We start from the raw sequence: 26,000 nt of genomic DNA, 5'->3' as shown, positions 1-26,000 counted from the left end.
GGGCTCAATCCCCTCTGGGGCGCCGCCGCCGCGCGGAGGCCGCTTCCCTGTGTCCCTCCGGATGTCCCTCCGGGTGCCTTTCCGCCGGGCGCTCCTTTTCCGGGGAGGCCGCGACGGTGTCCTTGTCGGGTGCCTGCTCCGCGATCCCGGTGCTGTCCTCGATCGCCCGCGCGGTCTCGTCGGGCGAGGGCAGGGCATGGCGCCCCTCCCCCGCCGCCGTGCGGAAGATCCGCTCGATCGTCTCCAGCCGCCCCGCCGCGCGGCTGGACAGCGGCTCGCCCGCGGTCAGCACCGCGCGCAGCTTCTCCATCGCCTGCTCCACCACGTCGCCGGGCGTGCCGGAAAGCATGCGCGGCAGGGCGGCCAGCGCCTCCTCGGGGTCCAGCAGCAGCATGAAGAACTGCATCCGCACCACGGCCTTGAAGGTCGGCAGGTCCATGCCGGAACCGTTCTCCCGCCGCATCTGCCGCAGCAGCTCGAAGCTGCGCTGGTCGGCGGCGCGCTCCGCCAGGCCGACATAGAGCATGGAGCGGATCAGCGCCTCCGGCAGTCCGCCCTCGGCGATGCGATCGTGCAGCGCCGCCGCGCGCTGGCGCACCAGTTGCCGGCGTTCCGGCTCCAGCCCCGGCCGGCGGCGCGGCGGGCGGTTGTCGGCGCGCATGCCCAGCGCCGCCTGCACGGCAGCGGAGCCGTAGAACCCCTCGAAGAAGCGCTCGCAGGCCGTGTCGCGCATCTCCCGGTACAGGTCGAGCGAGCGCACGACCTCGTCGGAGAAGCGCTGCTGCATCGCCAGGAAGGGATTGTCCGGCGCGGCGGGCCGGCGGTTCTCCCGCACCTGCTCCGCCAGCGGCTCCAGCATCCGCAGGAAGGGGTTGTGGTCGGAGAACATCTCGTAGCCGAGGCGCAGCGGATGCATCCGGCGCAGCCAGTCCGCCATGGCCTCGTTGCTCGCGGCCCGCACGGCGGGCTGCACATAGGTGCGGTAGAGGCCGAGATTGATGCGCGAAAGCTGCGCCACCGCGGCGAAGCGCCGGTCCTCCTCCTCGCCGCCGCCCACGATCACGCGGATGTCGTCCAGGTCGCGGCCGGCGAAGCGCGAGATGTAGTCCGTCCGCGCCAGCTCCGCCCCCGGCTCGTCCGGCAGCCGCCGCTCCAGCTCCGCCTCGTAGAGCCCGGGCGGCAGCACGTCGATCAGGTCGATGTTGGTGGCGAACTGCTGGTGCTCCTTGCGCGCCACCGAGCCGGACACGAAGATCCCCAGATGGCCGACGCTTTCGTGCACGGCATAGACGATGGTCTGACCGTTGGCGCGGATCTCCTCCAGGCTGCCATAGAGATCGGTGATCCAGCCCAGCGCCTGCTGCGGCGGGGTGATGTTGTCGCCCTTGGAGCAGAAGACGATGACCGGCGAGCGGATGTTGCGCAGGTCGATCACCGTGCCGTCGCTGGTGGTGATCTCGGCCGTGGAGAGCCTGTTGCCGACGAAGAGGTCATCGACGATCGTCTGCATCTCCCCCGCATTCATCAGCACGTGGCTGCCCCACCACCGCTCGAACTCCAGGTAGCGCGGCGGTTCCGTGTCGATGTTGGCGTAGACGTGGTACTGCTTGGTCCAGATCGTGTTGGCGGGGTTCAGCGCCTCGAAGTTCTGCACCAGATAGGCGCCGTCGAAGATGCCGTTGCCGAGATCGCCGGCCAGCGCCGTCATCCAGCTTCCGCCCAGCACCCCGCCCAGATAGCGCATCGGGCTGCCGCCCGGCGCGCCGGCCCAGTAGGAGAGCGGCGTGCCGGCGATGATGATCGGCCCGAACAGCTCGGGCCGCATCGCCGCCGCCATCATCACCTGCCAGCCCGCCTGGCAGTTGCCGATCACCACCGGCTTGCCGTCGCTCCCGCTGTGCAGCTCGCCCACCCGCTCCACGAAGAGCGTCCCGGCGACGACCACGTCCTCGATCGTCTGGCCCGGCAGCGGCCAGGGCAGGAAGCCGACGAAGTAGCAGGGGTGGCCCGCGCGCATCGCCACGCCGAGTTCGCTGTCCGCCTTGAAGCCGCCGATGCCGGGCCCGTTGCCGGCGCGCGGGTCGAAGACGATGAAGGGGCGCTTCAGCGGGTCGATCTCGACGCCTTCCGGCGGCAGGACGCGCGTCAGACCGTAATTCACCGGGCGTTCCAGCTTGTGCCCGTCCAGCAACAGCTCGGTCTCGTAGCGGAGCACATTGGGCGCCTGCTGGGCCATGTGCTCATGGTACTGGTTGCCGCGTTGGCGCAGCACGTCCAGGAACAGCACGCCGCGTTGCCAGGCATCCACCGCGTAGTCGACGGCGAGCGAGTAAGGCGCCGGAAGAAGGTCCAGACCCGTTGGGGATTGATCGGTACGCATCGTAAGGGGCCCTTCTCTCTCGCTTGCGGTAACGCTGCACCGTGAAAAGCCTGCCCTCCGGCCAAGAACAGACATCCGTCTGCCGGAGAGTGGGCCCTGGCGATTTCCGCCCTACTGTTCCGTGGGCTGCACTGAGGCCCCTGCCGTGGTCATGGTCAACATCCGAATACCCGTGTTCTGCAGCCGCTCGGCCAGGTCCAGCATGTTCCGGGCGCGAAGCTCCAGGCTGTGAAGGATCGCCAGCGTGATGTTGGACTGTATCTGAGGAAGCTGGCCAGCCTCCGGGCTCGTATGCAGCTTCTGCAATGCCGTGCCGACCTGCTGCTGCGCGTCCATGGCGATCCTCATCTCACAGCGGATCGCGTCATGGATGGCCCGGTTCCCTTCCTGTGCTGCCTGGAGCATGACCTTGCAGCCGGGTGTCAACAGTTCGTGAAACATGCCCGGTGTCGGCAGGGTATCCGTGAAAGAAGACGAGGACATTTCAGATTTCCTTCAAGCTGTGGTCACGCTCCACGGGCCAGGGAACATCTCCGGCGGAGCGTGCCGGGGGGGGGATCGCCGGTGGCTAACCACGTGAATCCGCTTCCAGGCGGACCTGTGCGGCTGCGGGAGCATCCATACAAACCGTCTGGTCGGTTTGTAAAGCCGCCGGGCCCGTGATATGCGCCCGGGCTTCGAGGAAAGTGAGGAGCGCCAGAGCATGGCACGCGTCGCACTTGTCACCGGTGGTCAGCGCGGCATCGGGGCAACCATCAGCGAGAGACTGAAGGACCATGGCCGCACGGTGGTGGCCTCCTATGCGGGCAACGAGGAGGCCGCGAAGGCCTTCACGGAGCGCACGGGCATTCCCTGCATCCGCTTCGATGTCGGCGATTTCGAGCAGTGCAAGGCCGCGGTGGCCGGGATCCGGGAGAAGTACGGCCCGATCGAGATCCTGGTGAACAACGCCGGCATCACGCGCGACGGCACCATGAAGCGCATGGACCGCAGGATGTGGGACGAGGTGATCGACACGAACCTCGGCTCCTGCTTCAACCTGTGCAAGCTGGTCTGGGAGGACATGTCGGGCCGGAAGTTCGGCCGCATCGTCAACATCGGCTCGATCAACGGCCAGGCGGGCCAGTACGGGCAGGTGAACTACGCCGCCGCCAAGTCGGGCATCCACGGCTTCACCAAGGCGCTGGCGCAGGAAGGGGCGCGGTTCAACATCACGGTGAACGCGATCGCGCCGGGCTATGTGGACACCGAGATGGTGCGCGCGGTGCCGCCCGACGTGCTGGAGAAGATCATCGCCCGCATCCCCGTCGGCCGGCTGGGCCGGGCCGACGACATCGCGCGCGGCGTCTGCTTCCTCACCGCCGACGATGCCGAGTTCATCACAGGCTCGACCATGTCCATCAACGGTGGACAGCATATGTACTGAACCGGAATCGCTCAGGGGACACAGGCCCGGCGGTGCGGCCGAGGGGACTCTTCCTTCCTCCGGATGCCAGGATCCGGAATCCGGCAGGTGAAGTGGAATCAGGAGGCTGGGTTGATCGACAACCGCACGCGTTCACATCGTTCCAGGGTCGCTATCATCGAGGCAGCCCTTCATGTCCTGGCGCGCAACGGCGCCGGGCAACTGACGCTCGATGCCGTGGCGCGGGAGGCCGGGATCAGCAAGGGTGGGCTCATGCACCAGTTCAGGACAAAGGAAGCGATCATCAAGGCCCTGCTGGAGCACCACATCACCTATATCGAGACGTTCCAGAAGGACTACCTCCTGGAGAATGGCGACGGCCTTCCCCAGCCCGAGCTCAGCGCCGAAATCGCCGGTGACCGCGAGGCGACGACGATGCCCCACTCGATCGCCCTGGCGGTCTTCGGCGCGATGGCCGAGGACCAGCATCTTCTCGCACCCGTGCGGGAACACGCGAAATGCCGGACAGCGCTGCTGCGATCCGAGGCGGAAGACCCCGACGAGGCGATGATGAAGTGGTTCGCCGGAAAGGGAATCCTGTTCTGCAGCCTGCTGGGGATCAATCCCCTGGATGACGAGGGCGTCGACCGCCTGTTCCGGCAGCTGGAAAAGACCGGGGAGCGGGGCTGAACGACCGCATGACGGGCCCGGGCAGGGCCAACCCCCATGGTGCGGCCCGCGGGCCCGGCGGCGATCCCCGCCAGCCCGCGGCTGTCCGATCAGCCGGGCTCGCGCGGCCTGTCGCTGAGAGCCGGCGCCGCCCGTTGGCCGGCGAGGCCCGTGCCGGCGCCCAGGCGGATGCTGCCATCGGCCTGCGGCACGGCGAGCGGCGCGATCTGGACAGCCGCTCCGGCGGTGGTGAGGCCGATGGCGCGGGCACCCTGGTTGCTGAGGTCGATCAGCCGGTCGCTGCCCTGCGGCGTCACGTCGCGCACCTGCACCATGGTGATGCGGCCATTCTCCAGGTTCTTGACCCGCAGCGTGGAGCCGAGGGGCAGGACGCTGCTGGCGGCGATGTAGTCCGAGGGGTCGTAGGGCATGCCGTTGGCCATCGGCTCCCCGGCGATGCGGAAGGTGATCAGGCCGGCGGTGCCCTGCCGCAGCTCGCCGGTACGGTCCTCGCCCGGGTTGCCCATGGGGGGGCGGATGCCGGGACGCGTGAGCTCCACCACCGAGCCGTCGCTGCCCGCCAGGGCGGCGGGCGAGGCCGCGAAAACCCCGGGCGCGTCCGTCAGGACCGCGGTCCCGAGCGCCAGCGTTCCGAGACACAGACCCAGAAACGCCCGATTCCACGTCGCCAGCATGGGGTTCGACCTCCAACTCACCGATTATAGCGGATGGCGCGGCCAATCGGGTGATTCGTTGCGCGAAGTTTCCGCTTCAAGCCTTTGGGAGCGCAGTGATAGTGGCGCCCCCGCAACGCTTTGGCCATGGCGACGGCACAATCCGGGGGGCAGGTCCGCGCAGCGGGGATGGCCACGCGCGGCGCCGTGATGCACGGGCCGAGTCGGCCCACGGTCCGGCCTGTGGCCGGGAAGGCCGGCGCGCCTCTGGCCCGGGGGAATCGGACAAGCGTTCCGCGCCTTCCGCCACCACCGGGCCGGGCGCGGAGCCGCCGGTCAGGCGGGCGTCTCCTCCCGGATCGCGGCCCGTTGCCCACCGCTCAGCCGCAGCAGCGCCCCGGCCTCGGTCTCGAAGACATGGCTGGGGCTGCCGGCGGCGGCCCAGAGGCGCGGCAGGCGGAACAGGTCGTCGTCCAGCAGCACCAGCGGCGGGGTCAGATGGCCGACCGGGGAAACGCCGCCGATGGCGAAGCCCGTCACCTCCCGCACCCAGCGCCCCTTGGCCGGCTCGACGCGCAGCCCGGTCGCGGCCTCGACCTTCGCCGGATCGACCCGGTTGGCGCCGGAGGCGATCACCAGAACCGGCCGGTCCCCGGCGCGGAAGACGATGGACTTGGCGATCTGCGCCACGTCGCAGCCCACCGCCGCGGCAGCCTCGGCGGCGCTGCGCGTGCCCTCGGGAAAGCCGCGGATGGTGTCCGGATGCCCGGCGGCGAGCAACGCCTGCCGCACCCGCTCCACCGAGCCGCCCGCTTCCGCCTGCCCGTCCCGGCTGTCCCGCTGGCTCATGCCTGCCATCTTTCCCGTCATCGCCTGTCGCAGTGCCGGGCTGGATAGACCATCTTGCGCCGGTGCGGGACACCCCCGCCCTCGCCGACTGCCTGACTTCCGGACCCGCCCCGCTTGCCCGAGACCCTCGCCCCCGACCGTCCCGCCCCCCTGCCCGGCATCGCCCCGGCTGCCGAGCCGCTGGCCCTCTATGTCCACTGGCCCTTCTGCTTGGCCAAGTGCCCCTACTGCGACTTCAACTCCCATGTGCGGGACCGGGTGGACGCGGCGCGCTTCGGCCGCGCCCTGCGGGCGGAACTGTCGGCCGAGGCCGCGCGCAGCGGGCGGCGGCGGCTGCTCTCGGTCTTCTTCGGCGGCGGCACGCCCTCGCTGATGCCGCCCGAGCTGGTGGCGAGAATCCTGGAGGATGCCCGCCGCCTCTTCGACGCGCCCCCGGATCTGGAGGTGACGCTGGAGGCCAACCCGACCTCGGTGGAGGCCGCCAAGCTCCGCGCCTTCCGTGAGGCCGGGGTGAACCGCCTGTCCCTGGGCGTGCAGTCGCTGGAGGAGGAATCCCTCCGCTTCCTGGGCCGCCAGCATTCGGCCGGCGAGGCGGTGGCGGCGCTGGAACAGGCCCGCGCCACCTTTCCGCGCCTGAGCTTCGACCTGATCTATGCCCGTCCCGGCCAGTCCGAGGATTCCTGGCGTGCCGAGCTGCGCCGCGCCCTGGCGCTGGCCGCCGACCATCTCTCGCTCTACCAGCTCACCATCGAGCCCGGCACGCGCTTCGCCACGGAACATGCCCGCGGCGCCTTCGCCCTGCCGGCGGATGACGATGCGGCGGCGATGTACACCGCCACGGCGGAGGAGGCCGCGCGCTTCGGCCTGCTGCCCTACGAGGTCTCGAACTACGCCAGGCCGGGCGCGGAGAGCCGGCACAACCTCGCCTACTGGCGCTATGGCGACTATCTCGGCATCGGTGCCGGGGCGCATCAGCGGCTGGAACTCGGCGGCGCGCTCCTCGCCGCCCGCCGCCACCGCGCGCCGGAATCCTGGCTCTCCCTGGTCGAGCGCGAGGGCCATGCCCGGGTGGAGGAAATGGCCCTGGCGCCGGAAGAGCGCGGGCGCGAGGCGCTGCTGATGGGGCTGCGCCTCGCCGAGGGCATCGACCCCGCCCGTGTCGAGCGCCGCAGCGGCCGGCCCTTCGCCGATCTGGTGGAGCCGGCGGTGCTGCAAGCCTGCCTGGAGGAGGACTACCTCCGCTGGTCGCCCGAGGGGCGGCTGGTCGCCACCACCGAGGGCCGCCTGCGCCTGGACGCGATGCTGCCCGCCCTGCTGCGCTGAGGCGCTTTCTCGCGGCCGAGACCGGCCTTGCGCCCCTTGGCCCGGGGGGAAGGCTCCGCCTTCGCCCCCGTACCCCCCATCCGCCAGGACCCTGCGGGCCCTGGACCCGATGCGTTGGCTCCCGCTGACGCCGGATCATGCCGGAGAGCCATGCTCTCCGGCGACGGCCGGTGCCACCAGCGCGGACAAGGTGTCTTTCTTTTTCCCCGGGCGTCCCGCCTTTCCATCAGCCCGCAGGCTGACGGCAACTGCGAGCGCCAACGAAAGGCGGGGTCCGGGGAGATACTATCTCCCCGGCGGAGAGGGGGTCCGGGGCGAGAGGCAGCGCCTCTCCCCCGGCGGCCCGCCACGAAGCCCCCCGATCAGGGCAGGCGCTGGAGCTGTTCCGCCAGAGGCGCACGCCAGGGCGCATCGGGCGGGCCGGAATCGAGCAGGGCCTGCCAGATGGCCTTGCCTTCCGCCGTGCGGCCCTGGCGCAGGGCCAGGGCGCCGGCGAGGTAGCGCAGCCGCACATCGGCCGGCCGCTCCGCCAGGGCGCGCTGCACCAGGGCACCGGCCTCCGCCGGGCGGTCGAGTTCGGCCAGCAGCTCCGCCGTATCCCCGGCGAGATCGGGGTCGAAGCGCGCCGCCAGGGCCTTCTGCCAGGCCCCCACGGCCTCCGGCAGATGGCCGCGGGACCGTTCGGCATTGCCGAGCAGCAGCCAGCCCTGGCGGGCGGCGGGGCCGGCGGGGTCCAGCGATTCCACGCGGGCGCGGAGCTGCGCGAGCAGCGCCTCCTCGCGCGCATTGGCCTCGCTGCGCTCGGCGAGGGTGGCGGAGGGCAGGCCCGGCTTGCCATGCCAGAGATAGAGGCCGAGCCCCAGGGCCGGGATCAGGAAGAGCGCGGCCCAGAGCGTGGCCTGGCCGGAACCCGGGCGCGGCGCGGCCTCGGCGGGGGCGGCCAGGATGCGGCGCTGCAGCTCCAGCAGGGCGGTGGCATGGCTGCCCTGGTCGAGCCTCCCTTCCGCGAGCTGGCCATCCAGCTCGGCGCGCTGGGCCTGGTAGAGGGCGAGATCGGCCTCGCGCCGGCCGCGCGGCGCGGCGGGGCGCCAGAGGGTCACGAGGAAGGGCGACAGGCAGAGCAGCGCGGCGATGCCGTAAAGGGTCCAGCTCATGCGGCGCCTCCTTCGCGGGGGGCCGGCCTGCCGGCCTGCGCCTCGCCCTCGATCTCGGCGAGGCGCCGCCGTTCCGCCTCGCTCAGTTGCGGCAGGGTCGCGGGCCGGCGGCGGCGCAGCAGCAGCACCGTGCCCACCCCCAGCATCAGCGCCAGGGCGGGCGTGGCCCAGAGCAGGAGGGTGGCGCCGTTCACAGGCGGGCGGAGCAGCACGAAATCGCCATACCGGTCGTGCAGGAAGCGCACGATATCCTCGTCGCTGCGCCCCGCCGCGACCTGCTCCCGCACGATGTGGCGGAGCTGGTGGGCGAGGTCGGCGTCGCTGTCCTCGATGGACTGGTTCTGGCAGACCATGCAGCGCAGCTCGCGCCCGATCTCGCGCGCGCGTTCCTCCTGCGCCGGGTCGGGCAGCAGGTCCTCCGGCCGGTCGATGGCCCAGGCGGGTGACAAAGCGGCGGGGAACAGCAGCAGCGCCAGCAGCGGCAGGGCGGGAAGAAGCCGCCGGATCATGCGTAGCGCCGCAGCAGCGGCCGGAGGTCCTGCTCCACCACCTCCGGCGTCACCGGCCCGGCCCAGCGCCAGCGGATGATGCCCTGCCGGTCCACGAAATAGGTCTCGGGCACGCCATAGACGCCCCATTCGATCCCCACCCGCCCCGTGGCATCGGCGCCGAGCCGGGCAAAGGGGTTGCCGCGCCGCTCCAGGAAGGCGCGGGCCTCCGGCGCCTTGTCCTTGTAGCTGACGCCATAGACGGGCACCCCGTCGCGGGCGAGCTGCATGAGCTGCGGATGCTCGATGGTGCAGGGCACGCACCAGGAGGCCCAGAAATTCACCAGCACCGGCCGCTCCATGCCGCGCAGGCTGGCCACGTCCAGCGGCGGGATGTCGCCCAGCCCCTCCACCGTCCCGAGCGGCATGGCGGGCACCGGCCTGCCGATCAGGGCGGAGGGCACGCCGGTCGGGTCATAGGAGCCGTCCCGCAGCCCCCGCAGCATCCCCCAGAAGCCCAGCCCCGCCGCCGCCGTGACGCCGAGCGGCACGGCCAGCAGGGCACGGCGACCCCAGTTCGGGCGCTTCCCGGCTGGAGGCGTGCCGGCCTGCCGCGCGGCCCCGGCAGGCGTGCTTCCCGTGAAACATGCCCCGCCCGCATCGGGTCCACCCGCCTGCCCGCTCATGCGATGGCCTCCTTCTCCGCCGCGACAGGCTTCCGGGCAGGCGCGGCGACGCGGGCGCGCCGATCGGAAAGCGACAGCCCGCCGCCCAGCGCCATCACCACCGCCCCGAACCAGATCCAGGGCGCCAGCGTGTTGTGGTGCAGGCGCAGCACCACCCGGCCCATGCCCTCCTCCCCCATCACGGCATAAAGGTCGGTCACCGCATTGGTGCGGATCGCGGCCTCCCCGGTTGTGGTCTGGGCCAGCGGAAAGAAGCGGCGCTGCGGCGTCAGGACGGTGACCGCCTTGCCGTCGCGCAGCACCTCCAGCCGTGCCTCCCGCGCCGTCCAGTTCGGGCCGGTCACGTCGCGCAGCGCGTCGAGCCTCCATTCATAGCCGGCGAAATCCGTGGAGCCGCCGGGCTTCAGCGCCACCAGCTTGTCGGTGGCCAGCCCCATCCCCGCCAGCCCGGCCAGCGTCACGCCCAGCCCGGCATGGGCCAGCGCGGCGCCCCAGGCGGCGCGCGGCAGGCGCGCGGCCCGGGCCAGCGCTCCGCCGGGGCGGGAGAAAAGCCCGACGCGCCCGGCGAGGTCGGCACAGGCGCCCAGCACCAGCCAGGCGGCACCGGCGAAGCCGATCGCCGGGCCGATCCGCTCCCCCGCGATCCAGAGCGTCACCAGGAAGGCCCCCAGGGCACAGAGCGCCGCCCACCAGAGGCGCTCCACCACCGGCCAGAGCCGCGCCCGCTTCCAGGCCAGCACCGGTCCGGCGGCAGTGGCCGCCACCAGCGGCACCACCAGCGGCAGCAGGGCGGTGTTGAAGAAGGGCGGGCCGACCGAGATCTTCGCGTGCAGCACGAGGTCGGCGAACATCGGATAGAGCGTGCCGACCAGCACCACCGCGGTGATCGAGCAGAGCAGCAGGTTGTTCAGCACCAGCGCCCCCTCCCGCGACAACGGCGCGAAGCGCCCGGCGGGCGCCATGGCCGGGGCGCGGAAGGCGAAGAGCGCCAGCGCCCCGCCGAGATAGAGCGCCAGCAGCACCAGGATGAAGATGCCGCGCTGCGGGTCGCTGGCGAAGGCATGCACGCTGTTCAGCACGCCCGAGCGCACCAGGAAGGTGCCCAGCAGCGACATGCCGAAGCCCAGGATCGCCAGCAGCACGGCCCAGATCTTCAGCGCCTCGCGCTTCTCCACCACCACGGCGGTGTGCAGCAGGGCGGTTCCGGCCAGCCAGGGCAGCAGCGAGGCGTTCTCCACCGGGTCCCAGAACCAGAACCCGCCCCAGCCCAGCGTGTAGTAGGCCCACCAGGAGCCCAGCGCGATGCCGAGCGTCAGGAAGCTCCAGGCCGCCAGCGCCCAGGGACGCACCCAGCGCCCCCAGGCGGCATCCACCCGCCCCTCGATCAGCGCCGCCACGGCGAAGGCGAAGGTGACGGCGAAGCCGACATAGCCCGCGTAGAGGATCGGCGGATGGAAGGCGAGGCCGGGGTCCTGCAGCACCGGGTTCAGCCCCTGCCCGTCCATCGGCGCCGGCCAGACCCGGGTGAAGGGGTTGGAGGTGGCCAGGATGAACAGCAGGAAGCCGGCGCTGACCATGCCCAGCACCGCCAGCACCCTGGCCCGCAGCGCCCCCGGCAGGCTGCCGCCGAACAGCGCCACGGCGCCGGAGCAGAGGCCCAGGATCAGCACCCAGAGCACCATGGAACCCTCGTGGTTCCCCCAGGCGCCGGAGAGCTTGTAGAGCATCGGCTTGGCCGAATGGCTGTTCTGCACCACCGCCAGCACCGAGGTGTCGTTGCTGGCGAAGCACCAGAGCAGTGCGCCAAAGGCGGCGGCCACCGCCAGCAGCCCCGACAGCGCCAGGCCCGGCGCGGCGGCGATCAGCCGCGCCTCCCCCCGCTGCGCGCCCCAGAGCGGCAGCACCGACTGCGCCAGCGCGATGGCGCAGGCCAGCGCCAGGGCGAAGTGTCCGAGTTCGGCGGTCATGGCTCTCCCTGGCCGGGGCTCTGGCGTTGCGCTTCGTGGCTGCCCCCGGGGGAGAGGCCCTGCCTCTCCCGCCGGACCCCCTCTCCGCCGGGGACCGGAGCCGGTCCCCGGACCCCGGGCCTGAGCTGGCGCCGGTGGTGGCCGTCAGCCCGGCGCCCGATCCTCGGGAGCAGGTGGAGAAGCGGAGCTCCCGAAAGAAAGGAAACACCCTCCCCGCGCTCGTGGCACCGGCAGTCCGCCGGAGCGCATGGCGCTCCGGCGCGATCCGGCATCAGGCAGCGCCCACGAACCGGGTCCAGGGCCCGCAGGGTCCTGGCGGATGGGGGGGCCGGGGGGAAGGCAGCGCCTTCCCTCCGGGACAGCGGCCGTCCGACCATCATTCCCTATCCGCCACTCTTCACGGGGCTGGCGGAAAGCGTGTTCCAGGAGGCCGCCGGGGGCGGGTCGCCCTTCTTCGGGTCCCAGTGGCCGGAGCGTTTCAGCGCATCCGCCACCTCGGGCGGCATGTAGCTCTCGTCATGCTTGGCCAGGACCTCGCTGGCCAGGAAGCTGCCATCGGCCTGAAGCCTGCCGAGCGTGACCACCCCCTGCCCTTCGCGGAACAGGTCCGGCAGCACCCCGGCATAGCGGACGGCCACCGTATGCTGCCCGTCGGTCACGCGGAAGCTGACATGCGGGACGTTGTCCGCGCTGGTGTCGCGATGGAGGCTGCCGGCCTCGACCAGCCCGCCCAGGCGGAAGGCGCGGCCGGGCTCGGGATGCGTCGCCGCCACGTCGCTGGGCGAGCGGAAGAAGACGATGTTGTCCTGGAAGGCCGAAAGGGCCAGGGCCGAGGCGGTGCCGATGCCCAGCGCGCAGAGGGCCAGGATCCAGAGGCGGCGCGACTTGCGGGACAGGCTCAAGACTTGGCTCCCCTTGCCCCTTCCAGCGCCGCCAGCCGTCGCCGTGCCTGCCCCTGCCGCCACAGCGCGCCGAGGGACAGCCCGCCCAGCAGGAGCGCGGCCGCCAGCCAGGCCAGCGTCACATGCCACCAGTGAAGGCTCACACCATCTCTCCATCGAGGCGCCGCGCCTGCGCCAGGGACAGGGCCCGCACCCGCCGTTCCAGGATCGCCGCGCGGCTGCGCGTCAGCACGATCGCGGCGAAGAGCAGGGTGAAGCCCAGCGCATTGGCCAGCAGCGGATAGAGCAGGTCCACATGCAGGCCGGGGGCGCCGAGCCGGGCCACCGAGGCGGGCTGGTGCAGCGTGTTCCACCAGTCCACCGAGAATTTCACGATCGGCAGGTTCACCGCCCCGACCAGGGCCAGGATGGCGCCCATCCGCGCCCCGCGCTCCTCCTCCTCGAAGGCGCGCACCAGCGCGGCATGGCCGACCCAGAAGAAGAACAGCACCAGAACGGAGGTCAGCCGCGCATCCCAGACCCACCAGGTGCCCCACATCGGCTTGCCCCAGAGGCTGCCGGTCAGGAGGCAGAGGCCGGTGACGGCGGCGCCGACCGGCGAGATCTCCCGCGCCACGATATCGGCGAGCGGATGCCGCCAGACCAGCCCGGAAAGCGAGGCCAGGGCCAGCGTGGCATAGCCGCTCATCGCCAGCCAGGCCATCGGCACATGGACGTACATGATCCGCACCGTCTCCCCCTGCTGCCAGTCCGGCGGGGAGAAGACCAGCGCCCAGGGCACGCCGATGGCGAGCACGAGCGCGGCCAGCGCCCAGAGGACGGGCGTCGCGCGCTCGGTCAGGCGCAGGAAGCGGCCCGGCTGGGCGAAACGGTGCCAGCCGGCGGCCCGTCGCGCGGGAAGCGGAGCCGGGGCCGGCGCCTGGGCAGGGGCTGGGGTGGGGGCGGAAGAGGCGCTCACCCCGCCTCTCTACGCCCTCGGGCCGATGGATTGAAGCGCCCGTTGATCCGGGCTTGAGTGCGCGCTCGAAAAGCTGAACGGGGACTCCGCCATGCTGTTTGCCATTCGTTGCGAGGACAAGCCCGATGCGCTCGACAAGCGCGCGGCGACGCGCCCGGCCCATCTGAACTGGCTGGAAAGCCACCAGAAGGACCTCGTCCTGGTCGGGCCGCTGCTGGATGGCGATGGCAAGCCCAGGGGCAGCCTGCTGGTGGTGGAGATGCCCGACCGGGCGGCCGCCGAGGCCTTCGCCGCCGCCGACCCCTATGCCTTCGCCGAGGTCTTCGCCTCCACCACGGTCGAGCCCTTCCGCCTCGTCTTCAAGGACGGCGCGAAGGTCGGCTGAGATGCGGCACTGGCTGGTCAAGAGCGAGCCCGACGCCTTCTCCTGGGACCAGCAGGTCGCGAACGGGGTGGAGCCCTGGACGGGGGTGCGCAACGCCACGGCGGCGCGCAACCTGCGGGAGATGGCGCTGGGCGACCAGGCCTTCTTCTACCATTCCAACATCGGCAAGGAGATCGTCGGCGTGGTCGAGGTGGTGCGAACCGCCTACCCGGACCCGACCGACGCCACGGGCCGCTGGGTCTGCGTGGACGTGAAGGCGCTGGGCCCGGTGCCGCGCAAGGTCACCCTGGCCGGGATCAAGGCCGATCCGCGCCTGGCCGGGCTGGCGCTGGTGCGGCAGTCGCGCCTCTCGGTCATGCCGGTGGGCGCGGAGCACTGGGCCATCCTCTGCGACATGGCGGGCTGGAAGGACGAAGCCAGCCGCGCTGCGTGACGCGGGCGGCATGGCGGAAGGCGAGCGCCTGCTCTGCCGTCTGGAGGACATCCCGGATGGCGGCGCGCGGGGCTTCCCGGCATCGCCCGGCGGCTTCATCGGCCTGGTGGCGGTGCGGCGCGGCGGGCAGGTCTTCGTCTACCTGAATTCCTGCCCGCATCTCGGCGTGCCGCTGGAGGTGCTGCCCGACCGCTTCCTCGACGGGCGGCGGGAGCACGTCGTTTGCGCCCTGCACGGCGCCCGCTTCCGGATCGAGGACGGCTTCTGCGTCTCCGGCCCCTGCGCCGGGGACGCGCTGGAGGCCGTGCCAGCGGGAATCCGCGACGGCGCGGTGATCGTTCCGGCCGGGGCGGGGCTCTGATCCGGACGGCGGAACGCACCGGCACGGGCCTGCAAGGGTCCGGGCGTCACGCTCCGTGGCCATCCCCCGGGCCACGCGCGCCCCGCCGCACGGGGCGACCACGGCCCCCAAACACCCCTTGCTTCCCGGACCCACCCCAGGCTATAGGAATAAAATCAACGCCACGCGACCCGCAGTGCCGCCGGCGGAGCGTCCCGGGTGATCTCCGCCTGACCAAGCATCGCCCGGCATGGCCCGTAGCATTGGCTCTCGCCATCCGGCATCACCGGCCCTTGGGGCGGAAGCCTGGGCCTCACCCTTTCGCCACAAAGCCGGATAAAAGAGTAAAATCCTAAAACACTAAAGCTGGAAACGGCGTGCATGGTAAAAGGCCGTGGCCGGAGGGGCCAGGCCCTCCGGCGAATTCACATCACCGGGACCCGCCTGCGGGCAGCGGGTCCGGAAATCCCGGGCATCCCCGGCACGGGGAAGGCGTGAACCCTCAGCGCGTCCAGCCCGGATACTCGCCGACATTGTCGCGGGTGACGAGCTTGGGCTGCATCAGGATCATCGGGCTTTCCGGCTTCTTGCCGGCCAGGATGTCCCGCCCCGTCTCCACCGCCAGCTTGCCCATGGTATAGGGGTCCTGGCTGGCCGAGGCCTGGATCTGGGTCTTGCCCTTCAGCGCGCCGACGATGTCCGGCGCGCCGTCCACCGAGGTGATGACGATGCCGGTGCGGTTGAGCTGCCGTGCCGCGAGGTCGGAGCCGATGGCCTGCGGGTCGTTGATGGCAAAGACGCCCTGCACATCGCTGAAGCGGGTCAGCAGCGCCTGCATCACGTTCAGCCCGCCGTCGCGGGAGCCCTTCGCATCCTGGTCGGAGGACAGCAGCTTCACCTCCGGATGCTTGGCCAGCACCTCCTTGCAGCCCTTCACCCGGTCGGTCACCGCCGAGACCTGCGGCCCGTTCTGGATGATCACGTTCCCCTTGCCGCCGATCTTGTCCACCATGTAGTCGCAGGCGATCGCGCCCGCCTTGACGTTGTCCGTCTGCACCGTGGCGTCCGCGCCTGCGGCGGTCACGTCCACCGCGACGACGGTGATGCCGGCGGCCTTGGCGCGGCGGATGGCGGGCAGCAGCGCGTTGGGGTCCACCGCGTTCACCAGGATCAGGTCGGTGCCGGAGGCGATGAAATTGTCGATCTGGCTCGCCTGCTTGCTCAGGTCGTAATCGGCCGAGGTGGTCGTCACCTTCACGTTCGGACCGATGGCATGCGCGGCATCGGCAACGCCCTTGCCCACCGCCACGAAATAGGGATTGCCCAGCGAGCCGACACTCAGGCCGATGGACGTCACCTCCTTGGCCATGCCCAGCCCGGTGGAAAGCAGCACCGCCGCGCCGGCGAGCAGGATGGTCTTCAGCATTCTGGCGTTCTCCTTCTTCTCAGCCCTTGTTGTCGCGTGGCGGCGGGGCGGGCGGCGGCCCCGCCGCGATCCCGTCAGGTCCGCGCGCTGCCCTGCAGCCGGAACCGGTCCAGCGCCACGGCGCCGATGATCACCAGGCCCTTGATGATGAACTGCCAGATGTCGGAGACGCCGGTGAGGATCAGCCCGTTGGTCAGCACGGCGATGATCAGCGCGCCGACCAGCGTGCCCCAGATCGAGCCGATGCCGCCGACGAAGCTGGTGCCGCCCAGGATCACCGCCGCGATGGCGTCCAGCTCATAGGACTGGCCGAGCTGCAGCCCGTTGGCGGCAAAGAGCCGCGCCGCCGCCATGGCGCCGCCGAGGCCCGCAAGCAGGCCGGAAGCGGCATAGACGAAGAGCAGCACCGCCCAGACCTTGATGCCGGAAAGCCGCGCCGCGGCGGCATTGCCGCCCACCGCATAGATCCGCACGCCCAGCACCGTGCGGCGCAGCACGTACCAGGAGAGGACGATCACCGCGAAGGCGATCACCGCCAGCACGGGGATGCCGATGCCCGGGGCGACGGGGATGCTGGCATCGCCGATGAAGGCGAAGGGCAGGTCCGGGTTGAAGATGGTGGTGTCGCCGCCCATCAGCCGCGCCAGGCCCCGCACCGCGGTGAGCGAGCCCAGCGTGACGATGAAGGCCGGCAGCTTGCCGAAGGCGATCAGCGCGCCGTTGACCAGCCCGAAGCCGAGCCCGGTGAGCAGCGCCGCGGGCAGGCCGAGCCAGCCCAGGTCCGGCAGCAGCGAGACGATCAGCGCCGACATGGCCGAGGCCGCCAGCACCGAGCCCACCGAAAGGTCGATGCCCCCGGTCAGGATCACGAAGGTCATGCCGGCGCCCAGCACGCTGTTGATCGAGGCCTGCTGCGCCACGATCGACAGGTTCTGCACGCTGAAGAAGCGCCCCTCGCTCAGCACATGGAACAGGATGCAGAGCAGGATCAGCACCGGCAGCATGCCGATGGCCTGCAGCACGCTCCAGAGCTGCGCCCGGCGTGCCGAGAGCCCGGCGCCGCCCGGCATGACGGGGGCACCGGATGGCAGGGGCGCCTTCCCGGTCTCGCTCATCCGTGTTTCCTCCCTGGCCTCATGCCCCGGTATCAATGTGCGCCGGTCGCATGGGCGATGATGGCTTCCTGGGTGATGTCGGGGCCGCGCACCTCGCCGGCGATGCGCCCTTCGCGCATCACCAGGACGCGGTCGCAGATGCCGATGATCTCCGGCAACTCGCTGGAGATGACGATGATGCCGATGTCGCGCTGCGCCAGCTCGTCGACGATGCGGTACATCTCCGACTTGGCGCCGATATCCACGCCGCGCGTCGGCTCGTCGAGGATCAGCACCTGCGGATGGGTTTCCAGCCAGCGCGACAGCAGCACCTTCTGCTGGTTGCCGCCGGAAAGGCCGCCGACCGTGACCTGCGGGCTCGCGGCGCGCACGCGCAGCGCGCCGAAGGCCTGGGCGGCGCGGCGGCGCCCGGCGGCGAGGTTGAGCAGCCCGCCCGGCAGCGCGTCGCGGGCGATGACGCCGAGATTGATGTTGCCGCCGCAGGACATGTCGAGGAAGAGGCCCAGCCCCTTCCGGTCCTCGGTCAGATAGGCGATGCCCGCCTCCAGCGCCTCGCCCGGGGAGCGGATCTCGGCGCGCTTCCCGTTCAGCCGCACCTCGCCGCCCGCGCTTGGGTCGGCGCCGTAGATCAGCCGCGCCAGCTCCGTCCGCCCCGAGCCGACGAGGCCGGCGATGCCCAGGACCTCGCCGCGATGCAGGGTCAGGTCGCAGGGGTGCACGCGGCGGCCGCCATCGGTGAGGCCTCGCACCTCCAGCACCACGGGGCCCTTGCCGCCATGCGGGTCGTGCGCCTTCTTGTAGAAGCTCGACAGGTCGCGCCCGACCATCATCCGCACCAGCGAGGGCGCGTCGATCTCCCCGCGTTCCAGCGTGCCGACATAGCTGCCGTCGCGCAGCACGGTGACACGGTCGGCGAGCTCGTAGATCTCGGCCATGCGGTGGCTGATGTAGATCAGCGCGATCCCTTCCGCCCGCAGCTGCCGCACCAGGGCGAAAAGCCGCTCCGTCTCGCGCGAGGACAGCGCGGTGGTGGGCTCGTCCAGCACCAGGATCTTGGATTCCGCCTGCAGGGCGCGGGCGATCTCGACGAGCTGCTGCTCGGCGATGGAGAGCGTGCCGACCAGCGTATCGGGCGTGAAGGGCGCGCCGAGGCGTTCCAGCACGGCACGGCAGCCTTCGCGCATCGCGCGGCGGTCGATGCGCCCGGCGCGGGAAGGTTCGCGGCCGAGATAGATGTTCTCCGCCACCGTCAGGTTCGGCGCGAGGGCGAGCTCCTGATAGATGATCGCGATGCCCAGCCGCCGCGCGGCGATCGGATCGGCGATCGAGACGGGCTGCCCGTCGATCAGGATCTGCCCGCCCGGATCGGCCTGGTAGGCGCCCGACAGGATCTTCATGAGCGTGGACTTGCCCGCGCCGTTCTCGCCCATCAGCGCGAGGATCTCGCCGCCCCAAGCCTTCAGCCGTACCTTGTCCAGCGCCTTGACACCGGGAAAGCTCTTGGACACGTCGCGCATTTCCAGGCGCGGCGTGGCTTCGCTCATCTGCTCCATCCACTCTCGTCTCGCGCTGGTGTTCCGTGCCCGGCCATCCGCATGGGGGTGAGGCGCGGCCGCGAAGCAGGCGCGCCGGACCTGCCGTACTTCAGGAAAGCCGGACCCAGGTCACGAATCGGCTCGGACGTCGCGCAAGGGCGGAGGGATGCTCGCGTTTCCGCTGGCCATGGCCGCCGGATGCGGAAAGGAAGCGCCGGGACCGCGCGTGGAACGGGCGGCCAGGACGACAGGACACGGTCGCAGGCATGGCCGATACTCCCTACTTCTTTGTTCCGGCAGGATCATGAACGGTTTCGCACCGCTTGCGCCAGCCTCATCTTGGTCACGCTTCGTCCATCCATGACGGCCCCGTAAAACCTCCGGGGTGCGGGGCGTCGCTCTTGTGGCGACCCCCGGGGGAGGCCCCGCCTGCCCCCGGAGCCCCCACCGCTGGGGGGATAGTATCCCCCCAGACCCCGCCTTTCGTTGGCTCGGGCTGGCAAGGCCGGCATTCCGCCCGATCCCTTGGCGCAGGTGGATGGGCGGGGCTCCTCCCGGGAAGAGGAAAGACACCCTGTCCGCGCTGGCGGTACCGGCAGTCCGCCGGAGAGCATGGCTCTCCGGCGCGGTCCGGCCACAGGCAGGCGCCAACGAACGGGAGGTCCAGGACCCTCAGGGTCCTGGCGGAGTGGGGGTTTGGGGGCGAGGCGGAGCCTCGCCCCCAGGGACACACCGGACCGTTCCCGCTCCGGGTTCAGCCAGCGCGGATGACCTCGGCCTCGCCAAAGGCGGCGCAGGCGGCGGGCGGCGCATCCGTGACCAGCACCCAGCGCGGCGGCAGGGGTGCGCGGAAGGGCTGCGTATCCTGGCCAAGCTTGGAGGCATCGGCCAGGACGAAGACCGCGCGGGCCTGGCGCATCATCAGCGACTTCAGCGAGACCTGCTCCAGCGTTGCCTCGCAGAGCCCCTCGCCGGGCAGCAGCCCGTCGCCGCTGGTGAAGAGCCTGTCTGCATGCATGTGCCGCAGGGCCTGCTCGGCCAGGGCGCCGGTGGTGCCCATGCTGATCGGGCGCACCGTGCCGCCGAGCACGATCAGCTCCATTCCCGGCGCATCCGCCAGGATGGGGATCAGCGGCAGGTTGTTGGTGATGACGCGCAGCCGGCGGCCGCGCAGCCGGCGGCCCAGCGCCTCGACCGTCGAGCCGCCGTCGAGGATCAGCGTCTCGCCATCGGCGATCCGCGCCAGCGCGGCCTCGGCGATGGCGGCCTTGGCGGCGCGGCTCTGCCCGGCGCGCGCCGAAAGGCTCTGCTCGATGCCGGGCCGCGCCAGCATCGCGCCGCCATAGGTGCGCGCGATGGCCCGGCGGGAGGAAAGGTCCTGCAGGTCGCGCCGCACCGTGGAGGCGGAGACGCCGAAGCGGGCGGCAAGCCCATCCACATCCGTCTCGCCATCCTCGATGGCCTTCAGGATGGCGTCGAGTCGTTCCCGTCTGCGCTGCATGGCTTCAGGATAGAGCGGATTGCCGCGGGACGGCATCGTCCGGAAGCGTGAATCCGCTCTTCCGCCGAAAGGCCGATCCCGGTGCGAAACCGCGCCGGGCGGGACGGGCCCTCGGCATGGGAGGCCCCCCGATGCTCCGGCACGATCAGGCGGCGGAGGCGGCGTGCTGCCGGCGCGGGGCGAGGTCGGCGGCCTGGCGGAGCGCCTCGACAAGGCTGCCATCGTCGGCGATGCCCTGGCCCGCGATGTCGAAGGCGGTGCCGTGGTCGACCGAGGTGCGGATCACCGGCAGGCCGATGGTGATGTTCACCCCGGCCTCCAGCCCCATCACCTTCACCGGGCCATGGCCCTGGTCGTGGTACATCGCCACGACGAGGTCGAAGTCGCCCCGCGCGGCGCGGAAGAACAGCGTGTCGGCGGGCAGCGGGCCCTCGACCTTCCAGCCCTTGGCGCGGCAGGTCTCCACGGCGGGGATGATCTTCTCCTCCTCCTCGCCCTGGCCGAAGAGCCCGTTCTCGCCGGCATGCGGGTTGATGCCGCAGACGCCGATGCGCGGCTCCGCGATGCCCGCCTTGACCAGCGTGGCGCGGCCGCGGGCGATGACGCGCCCGACCAGGCCCGGCTCGATCCGCCGGATCGCGTCCATCAGCCCGATATGCGTGGTGACGTGGATCACGCGCAGCTTCGGCGCCACCAGCATCATCGACACCTCCGGCGTGCCGGTCAGGTGCGCCAGCAGCTCGGTATGGCCCGGGTACTTGTGGCCGGCGGCGTGCAGCGCCTCCTTGCTCAGCGGCGCGGTGCAGATGGCATCCGCTTCGCCTGCCTCGACCAGGCGCGTGGCGCGCTCGATGTAGCGGTAGGCGCCCTCGCCCGAGAGCGGCAGGACCTTGCCGAAGGGATGGCCGGCCGGGATGATCCCGAGGTCGATCACATCCACCGTGCCGGGCTCGTAGCGCGCCCCGGAAGGCTCGCTCAGCGCCCGCACGGCGAGGCCGGACTTCGCGATGGCGCCGGCCTCGCGCAGCCGGGTCGCCTCCCCCACCACCAGCGGGCGGCACATCGCGTGCACCTCCGGCCGGGCCAGGGCCTTCATGATGATCTCCGGCCCGATGCCGGAGGCATCGCCCATGGTGATGGCGACGATCGGGCGCTCCTGGATGGAGCTGTCCTGGTTCTGGGTCATGTCCGTTTTCCGAGAAGGTCGTGCAGGCGGGCGAGGCTGTTCAGCAGGCTGCGTTCATGGCCGAAGGCGCCGGCCTTGGTCATCACCGGGACGCGCAGCGCCCCCCGGGTGATGCCGAGCGGCACGCCGGGCTCCACCTCCTCCAGCAGGCGGATGCCATGCACGCCGAGGCCGGTGAGCAGGGCGCAGGCGGTCTCGCCGCCAGTGGCGAAGAGGCCGGCCATGCACGCTCCGGCCGGGGCCAGGAGCAGGGCCAGGGCCTCGGCCAGGGCCGCGCCCTGGCGCAGGTCGGCGGCGGGATCGGAGGCGATCTGCACCAGCGTGTCGCGCCCCTGGGACAGGGAGCCGGCGATCTCCGCGGCCAGCGGTGCCCAGCCCGGATCGGCGGGACCGGCACGCAGCAGGGCGGGGGCGACGGTGAAGGGGGTCACGGCGCCTTCCGCCACCAGCCGCGCGGCGGCGTTGCGGGAGGCCTCGGCGACGCTGCCCACCACCAGCAGCACGCCGGCGCCGCTGCGCGGCAGGGCCGGCACGGGGGCGGTGTCCCGTGCCGGCAGGACCCCGGCCAGGGCGGCGGCGATGCCGCCCGAGCCGACCCAGAACAGCGCTCCGGCCAGGGGCAGGCTGGCACGGGCGAGGCGATCCAGATCCTCGGGCGTCTCGGCGTCGCAGACCACCGCTTCCAGCCGCCCGTCCAGGGCCTCGTCCAGGGCCTGGCGCAAGGCGGCGGCCAGGGCGGCCTCGTCGCGCAGCACGGCCAGCGACAGGGCGGCGTTGCGCAGCCCCGCGGCGCGCAGCACTTCCGGCAGGTGCGCGCTGGGATAGCTGTGGTCGCGCGCCCAGAGCGGCGTCTGCTCCAGCGGCGTGCCGTCCAGGTGGATGCGCCCGTCGCGCGTCGTGCGGCCGGTGCCGGGAAAGGCCGGGGCGACGACGGCCAGCCGGGGGCCGGAGACGGCGCGCAGGGCCCGCAATGTGGCCGCGAGTTCCGCCACCGGCTGGCCGCGCAGGGTGGAGTCGATCTTCTTGATCAGCCCCGGCGCGGGCAGGGGTCCCGGGCTGTGCAGCCGCGCCAGCAGGGCCGTGTGCCGGGCGGCGGCCGCCCCGGGGGACAGGCGGCGGCTGTCGGCATCCACCGCCAGCACCCTGCCGCCCGCCTGCTCCGGATCATCCGCCCTTTCCGGCGCGGCCTGGTCCAGGCTGGCATGCCAGCCTACCCCAGCCTCCAGCCCGCGCCGCGCGAAGGCGATCGCGCAGTCCGCCGCTCCCGTCAGGTCGTCCGCCAGGATCAGCCAGCGCGAAGGTGGGGTGGGCGTGCCGTCCATGGCCATCCTCAGCCGTGCCGCGCCCGCAGCGGCGCCGTCCGTCCGGCTCCGCTTTCGGCCGATGCCGTGTCCGGCGCCGGCGGGCGGCCGGTGCGCCGGGCGGTCCAGGCGGTCAGCAGCGGCACCAGCACCGTGGTCACGATCACCGCCGCGGCGACCAGCACGGTGGCATGGGCGGCGGCCTCGGCATAGACGGGGTTGGCGGAGGCCACGATGGCTGGCACCGCCGCCGCGTTGCCGGCGGTGGAGGCGGCCGCGACACCGGCGACGCCCGTGCCGCCGATGGCGCGGTCGGCCAGGAAGAGCGGGATGCCGGTGACCACCACCACGGCGAGGCCCAGGCCCAGGCCGAGAAGCCCGGCCTGCCAGACCTTGGCCAGGTCGAGGCCGCTGCCCAGCGCGAAGGCGAAGAAGGGGATCATCACCGGGATGGCGCGGCTGAGGAAGCCGCGCATCTCGCGGTCGAGGTTGCCCAGGATCATGCCCACCACCAGCGGCAGGATGGAGCCCACCAGGGTCGGCCAGGGAAAGGCCGAGAGGCCTGCCACGCCCAGCGTCACCATGGTCAGGAAGGGGCCGGATTCCAGCGTCATCACCGTATAGGCGCCGACATCGCGCGGCTCCCCGTACTGGCCCATCAGCGCCATGTAGAGGCCGCCGTTGGTGTCGTTCATCGCCGCCACGATGGCCAGGGTGGAAAGCCCCGCGAAAAGGCCGGAGCCGACCGGCGCCTCGCCCAGGAAGTGGCCGAAGACCACGCCCATCAGCATGGCCATGCCGATCTTCACCGCGAACAGGGTGCCGCCTTTCTTCAGGATATAGGGCGTCGCCTTGAAGTCGATGCTGGCACCCATGCAGACATAGAAGACCGCCAGGATGGTCAGCGAGCCGGTGAAGAGCGCACCGGTGAAGGAGCCGAAGAATTTCGACGTGTCCGGGAAGAAGGTCGCGATGACGGCGCCCAGCGCCAGGGGAACGACCATCATGCCGCCCGGGACCTTCTCGATGGCACGCTTGATGGGCAGTTGCATGGGTCCTCCCCTTGCGCCCCAGGGCGCCGGCATTTTGCGTGGAACACGCAGTCGATGAACCGCAATTCGGCGCCGACCGGCGGAGAGTCAACCTGTTTCTGCGTGATTTGCCGAAAAACCGAAGCCGTCCCTTGTGCGTCGCTGAAATTCCCCCTGGTTTTCGCGCGAAATACGCAACCCCTTGCCTGCCTCTGGTCGAACCGGCCGCGGGAAGCTAGAAGGCGGCGCTTGTGGGCTGGGGAGCCGGGGCTGGGAGGTTCCGGCCGCTCCCTTGTTCCCGCTTCCAGGCCGGACAGGCCAGACTTCCGCGTCGCCCCCCGCTCTGCCTGGGATATGGCGGTGCGGCCCGATCCGACCATGCCGTTCTTTGCGCCTCTTCCCCTGAAGGAACCCGCCCTTTTGGCTTCCGCCCCCTCCCCCGCCCCCGACGTCACGCTGCTCCGCATCTCCGGGCTGAGCGTGGGCTTCGGCGGCTTCACCGCCGTGAAGGGGCTGGACCTGTCCGTGGCGCCCGGCGAGACGGTGGCGCTGGTGGGCGAGAGCGGCTCGGGCAAGTCCGTCACCTCGCTGGCCGTGACCCGGCTGATCGACCATGCGGGCGGGCGGATCACCGGCGGGCGGATCGCGTTCCGTGACCGCGAGGGCCGGCTGCGCGACCTGGCGGCCGAGGCGCCGGAGGCCATGCGCCGCCTGCGCGGCCCGGAGATCGCGATGATCTTCCAGGAGCCGATGACCAGCCTGAACCCGGTTCTGAAGGTCGGCGACCAGATCGCCGAGGCGATCGAGCTGCACCAGGGGCTGGACGGCACTGCCGCCCGGGCGGAGGCGAAGCGGATGCTGGACCGGGTGCGCATCCCCGAGGCGGAGCGGCAGCTGGGGCGCTATCCCTTCCAGATGTCGGGCGGGATGCGCCAGCGCGTGATGATCGCCATGGCGCTGTCCTGCCGCCCGCGCCTGCTGATCGCCGACGAGCCGACCACGGCGCTGGACGTGACGGTGCAGGCCCAGGTGCTGCGGCTGATCCGCGCCCTGCAGAAGGAGACGGATCTCGGCATGATCTTCATCACCCACGACATGGGGGTGGTGGCCGAGATCGCGGACCGGGTGGTGGTGATGCGCCGCGGCGAGCAGGTCGAGGAAGGCGAGGTCGGGCGCATCTTCGCCGCGCCGAGGCACCCCTATACGCAGCGCCTGCTGGCCGCGGTGCCGGTGCTGGGCAGCCTGGCGGCGAAGCCCCTGCCCGAGCCCTTCGCGATGCCGGACGCCCCGCCGCCCGAGCCGCAGGACACGGTGCGCCCCGGCGCCGAGCCGGTGCTGGAGGTGCGCGACCTGACCACCCGCTTCGACGTGAAGCGCGGCTTCTTCGGCCGGCTGGCCGGGCGCATCCATGCGGCGGAGAAGGTGAGCTTCGCGCTGCGCCCCGGCGAGACGCTGGCGGTGGTGGGCGAGTCCGGCTGCGGCAAGTCCACCACGGGACGCTCGATCATCCGGCTGGAGCAGCCGATCGGTGGCGAGATCCGCTTCGCGGGCGAGGACATGACCCGGCTCGACGACGCCAAGGAGGCGCGGCTGCGGCGCGGCGTGCAGTTCGTCTTCCAGGACCCCTTCGCCTCGCTCGATCCGCGCCTGACCGTGGGCTTTTCCGTGGCCGAGCCGATCCTGACCCACAGGCTGCTGAGCGGCCGCGCGGTGCAGGACCGGGTGGCGCAGCTTCTCACCCAGGTGGGGCTGGGGCCGGAACACGCGCGGCGCTATCCGCACGAGCTTTCCGGCGGGCAGCGGCAGCGCGTCTGCATCGCCCGCGCCCTGGCCTCGGAGCCCCAGGTCATCATCGCCGACGAATCCGTGGCGGCGCTGGACGTGTCGATCCGCGCCCAGGTGGTGAACCTGATGATGCGTCTGCAGCGGGAGATGGGGCTGGCCTATCTCTTCATCAGCCACGACATGGCGGTGGTGGAGCGGATCAGCCATCGCGTGGCGGTGATGTATCTGGGCCAGGTGGTGGAGATCGGCCCCCGGCAGGCGGTGATGAACGACCCGCAGCACCCCTATACGAAGCGCCTGCTGGCCGCCGTTCCGGTTCCCGATCCGGCGCGGCGTGGCCATGACCGCGGCCTGGACGACAGCGAGGTGCCGAGCCCGCTGCGCCGCCCGGACGACCCGCCCGAGGTGGCGCCGCTGGTGCCGGTCGGGCCTGACCATTTCGTCGCGCGGCACCATGTCGGCGGCCTGTACTGATCGCGTGAACCGAGGCCTCCGGCCGGCACGCCG

At 71.6% G+C, this 26,000-nt stretch carries 25 protein-coding genes; 7 read left to right on the top strand and 18 right to left on the bottom strand.

What is annotated here, in order from left to right:
• Window positions 1–4: 4 nt before the first annotated feature.
• Both BT98_RS24110 and BT98_RS0111275 read right to left on the bottom strand, forming a co-directional pair.
• Window positions 5–2,380 (bottom strand): DUF3141 domain-containing protein, encoded by a 2,376-nt coding sequence (locus BT98_RS24110; RefSeq protein ID WP_019463108.1) that lies wholly within the window; start codon window positions 2,378–2,380, stop codon window positions 5–7.
• Between the two features lie 111 nt (window positions 2,381–2,491).
• On the bottom strand, window positions 2,492–2,863 hold the full coding sequence (locus BT98_RS0111275; RefSeq protein ID WP_019463109.1) for a hypothetical protein: 372 nt from the start codon (window positions 2,861–2,863) through the stop codon (window positions 2,492–2,494).
• 220 nt (window positions 2,864–3,083) lie between these two features.
• Here BT98_RS0111275 and phbB point away from each other — a divergent pair, with 220 nt between their 5' ends.
• A complete protein-coding gene (gene phbB / locus BT98_RS0111270) occupies window positions 3,084–3,806 on the top strand; it encodes an acetoacetyl-CoA reductase (RefSeq protein WP_026033563.1) in 723 nt (240 codons plus the stop codon).
• A 111-nt stretch (window positions 3,807–3,917) separates the two neighbouring features.
• Window positions 3,918–4,475 (top strand): TetR/AcrR family transcriptional regulator, encoded by a 558-nt coding sequence (locus BT98_RS24105; RefSeq protein ID WP_051544276.1) that lies wholly within the window; start codon window positions 3,918–3,920, stop codon window positions 4,473–4,475.
• A gap of 89 nt (window positions 4,476–4,564) precedes the next feature.
• On the opposite strand, the gene BT98_RS26120 is transcribed toward BT98_RS24105, so the two are convergent.
• Window positions 4,565–5,149 carry a septal ring lytic transglycosylase RlpA family protein gene (locus tag BT98_RS26120; protein ID WP_019463405.1) on the bottom strand — a complete coding sequence of 195 codons (585 nt, stop codon included), beginning with the start codon at window positions 5,147–5,149 and terminating at the stop codon, window positions 4,565–4,567.
• Between the two features lie 315 nt (window positions 5,150–5,464).
• A complete protein-coding gene (locus tag BT98_RS0111255) occupies window positions 5,465–5,977 on the bottom strand; it encodes a YbaK/EbsC family protein (protein WP_019463404.1) in 513 nt (170 codons plus the stop codon).
• A 159-nt stretch (window positions 5,978–6,136) separates the two neighbouring features.
• Between BT98_RS0111255 and hemW the strand changes: the two genes are divergently transcribed.
• Complete coding sequence (hemW, locus tag BT98_RS0111250) at window positions 6,137–7,300, top strand: radical SAM family heme chaperone HemW (protein WP_037250582.1); 1,164 nt, start codon at window positions 6,137–6,139, stop codon at window positions 7,298–7,300.
• A gap of 362 nt (window positions 7,301–7,662) precedes the next feature.
• Here hemW and ccmI read toward each other — a convergent pair whose 3' ends face one another.
• The 7 genes from ccmI to BT98_RS0111215 form a co-directional block, all read right to left on the bottom strand.
• On the bottom strand, window positions 7,663–8,454 hold the full coding sequence (ccmI, locus tag BT98_RS0111245; RefSeq protein WP_019462116.1) for a c-type cytochrome biogenesis protein CcmI: 792 nt from the start codon (window positions 8,452–8,454) through the stop codon (window positions 7,663–7,665).
• Complete coding sequence (locus BT98_RS24095; RefSeq protein ID WP_019462117.1) at window positions 8,451–8,963, bottom strand: cytochrome c-type biogenesis protein; 513 nt, start codon at window positions 8,961–8,963, stop codon at window positions 8,451–8,453. Before BT98_RS24095 ends, ccmI begins: the two co-directional genes overlap by 4 nt.
• Window positions 8,960–9,628 (bottom strand): DsbE family thiol:disulfide interchange protein, encoded by a 669-nt coding sequence (locus BT98_RS24090; RefSeq protein WP_019462118.1) that lies wholly within the window; start codon window positions 9,626–9,628, stop codon window positions 8,960–8,962. The genes BT98_RS24095 and BT98_RS24090 overlap by 4 nt, the downstream gene beginning before the upstream one ends.
• Window positions 9,625–11,595, bottom strand: coding sequence for a heme lyase CcmF/NrfE family subunit (locus BT98_RS0111230; RefSeq protein WP_027297215.1), 1,971 nt, complete (start codon window positions 11,593–11,595; stop codon window positions 9,625–9,627). Before BT98_RS0111230 ends, BT98_RS24090 begins: the two co-directional genes overlap by 4 nt.
• Window positions 11,596–11,978: 383 nt before the next feature.
• Window positions 11,979–12,491, bottom strand: a complete 513-nt coding sequence (gene ccmE / locus BT98_RS0111225; protein ID WP_026033562.1) for a cytochrome c maturation protein CcmE — start codon at window positions 12,489–12,491, stop codon at window positions 11,979–11,981.
• Between the two features lie 2 nt (window positions 12,492–12,493).
• Window positions 12,494–12,640, bottom strand: coding sequence for a hypothetical protein (locus BT98_RS27265; protein ID WP_155985201.1), 147 nt, complete (start codon window positions 12,638–12,640; stop codon window positions 12,494–12,496).
• Complete coding sequence (locus BT98_RS0111215; protein WP_019463097.1) at window positions 12,637–13,455, bottom strand: heme ABC transporter permease; 819 nt, start codon at window positions 13,453–13,455, stop codon at window positions 12,637–12,639. Before BT98_RS0111215 ends, BT98_RS27265 begins: the two co-directional genes overlap by 4 nt.
• A 91-nt stretch (window positions 13,456–13,546) precedes the next feature.
• Here BT98_RS0111215 and BT98_RS0111210 point away from each other — a divergent pair, with 91 nt between their 5' ends.
• Genes BT98_RS0111210 through BT98_RS0111200 form a run of 3 tightly spaced genes read left to right on the top strand, consistent with a single transcriptional unit; the run spans window position 13,547 to window position 14,634 of the window.
• Window positions 13,547–13,840 carry a YciI family protein gene (locus BT98_RS0111210; protein WP_019463096.1) on the top strand — a complete coding sequence of 98 codons (294 nt, stop codon included), beginning with the start codon at window positions 13,547–13,549 and terminating at the stop codon, window positions 13,838–13,840.
• 1 nt (window position 13,841) lies between these two features.
• The gene (locus BT98_RS0111205; RefSeq protein ID WP_019463095.1) at window positions 13,842–14,273 is read left to right on the top strand and encodes an EVE domain-containing protein; all 432 of its coding nucleotides are present in this window, start codon (window positions 13,842–13,844) and stop codon (window positions 14,271–14,273) included.
• A gap of 10 nt (window positions 14,274–14,283) precedes the next feature.
• Window positions 14,284–14,634, top strand: coding sequence for a Rieske (2Fe-2S) protein (locus tag BT98_RS0111200; RefSeq protein WP_019463094.1), 351 nt, complete (start codon window positions 14,284–14,286; stop codon window positions 14,632–14,634).
• Between the two features lie 481 nt (window positions 14,635–15,115).
• Here the strand turns inward: BT98_RS0111200 and BT98_RS0111195 are convergent, their stop codons facing one another.
• From BT98_RS0111195 to BT98_RS0111165, 7 genes are all read right to left on the bottom strand, one after another.
• Window positions 15,116–16,039, bottom strand: coding sequence for an ABC transporter substrate-binding protein (locus BT98_RS0111195; RefSeq protein WP_019463093.1), 924 nt, complete (start codon window positions 16,037–16,039; stop codon window positions 15,116–15,118).
• Between the two features lie 74 nt (window positions 16,040–16,113).
• A complete protein-coding gene (locus BT98_RS0111190) occupies window positions 16,114–17,154 on the bottom strand; it encodes an ABC transporter permease subunit (protein ID WP_019463092.1) in 1,041 nt (346 codons plus the stop codon).
• A 32-nt stretch (window positions 17,155–17,186) separates the two neighbouring features.
• A complete protein-coding gene (locus BT98_RS0111185; RefSeq protein WP_115359306.1) occupies window positions 17,187–18,698 on the bottom strand; it encodes a sugar ABC transporter ATP-binding protein in 1,512 nt (503 codons plus the stop codon).
• Window positions 18,699–19,443: 745 nt separating this feature from the next.
• Window positions 19,444–20,190, bottom strand: a complete 747-nt coding sequence (locus BT98_RS0111180) for a DeoR/GlpR family DNA-binding transcription regulator (RefSeq protein ID WP_026033561.1) — start codon at window positions 20,188–20,190, stop codon at window positions 19,444–19,446.
• A gap of 145 nt (window positions 20,191–20,335) precedes the next feature.
• A complete protein-coding gene (pdxA, locus tag BT98_RS0111175) occupies window positions 20,336–21,376 on the bottom strand; it encodes a 4-hydroxythreonine-4-phosphate dehydrogenase PdxA (protein ID WP_019463089.1) in 1,041 nt (346 codons plus the stop codon).
• Entirely contained in the window at window positions 21,373–22,698 is a 1,326-nt protein-coding gene (locus BT98_RS0111170) for a four-carbon acid sugar kinase family protein (protein ID WP_019463088.1), read from the bottom strand. Before BT98_RS0111170 ends, pdxA begins: the two co-directional genes overlap by 4 nt.
• A gap of 8 nt (window positions 22,699–22,706) precedes the next feature.
• Complete coding sequence (locus BT98_RS0111165; RefSeq protein ID WP_019463087.1) at window positions 22,707–23,729, bottom strand: 2-keto-3-deoxygluconate permease; 1,023 nt, start codon at window positions 23,727–23,729, stop codon at window positions 22,707–22,709.
• A gap of 399 nt (window positions 23,730–24,128) precedes the next feature.
• Between BT98_RS0111165 and BT98_RS0111160 the strand changes: the two genes are divergently transcribed.
• The gene (locus BT98_RS0111160) at window positions 24,129–25,967 is read left to right on the top strand and encodes an ABC transporter ATP-binding protein (RefSeq protein ID WP_019463086.1); all 1,839 of its coding nucleotides are present in this window, start codon (window positions 24,129–24,131) and stop codon (window positions 25,965–25,967) included.
• Window positions 25,968–26,000 lie beyond the last annotated feature (33 nt).

It is taken from the genome of Roseomonas mucosa ATCC BAA-692 (assembly GCF_000622225.1).
GTDB classification, from domain to species: Bacteria; Pseudomonadota; Alphaproteobacteria; order Acetobacterales; family Acetobacteraceae; genus Roseomonas; species Roseomonas mucosa.
The sequence above is the reverse complement of the archived record's forward strand: the minus strand, read 5'-3'. Positions and strand labels throughout refer to the sequence as shown.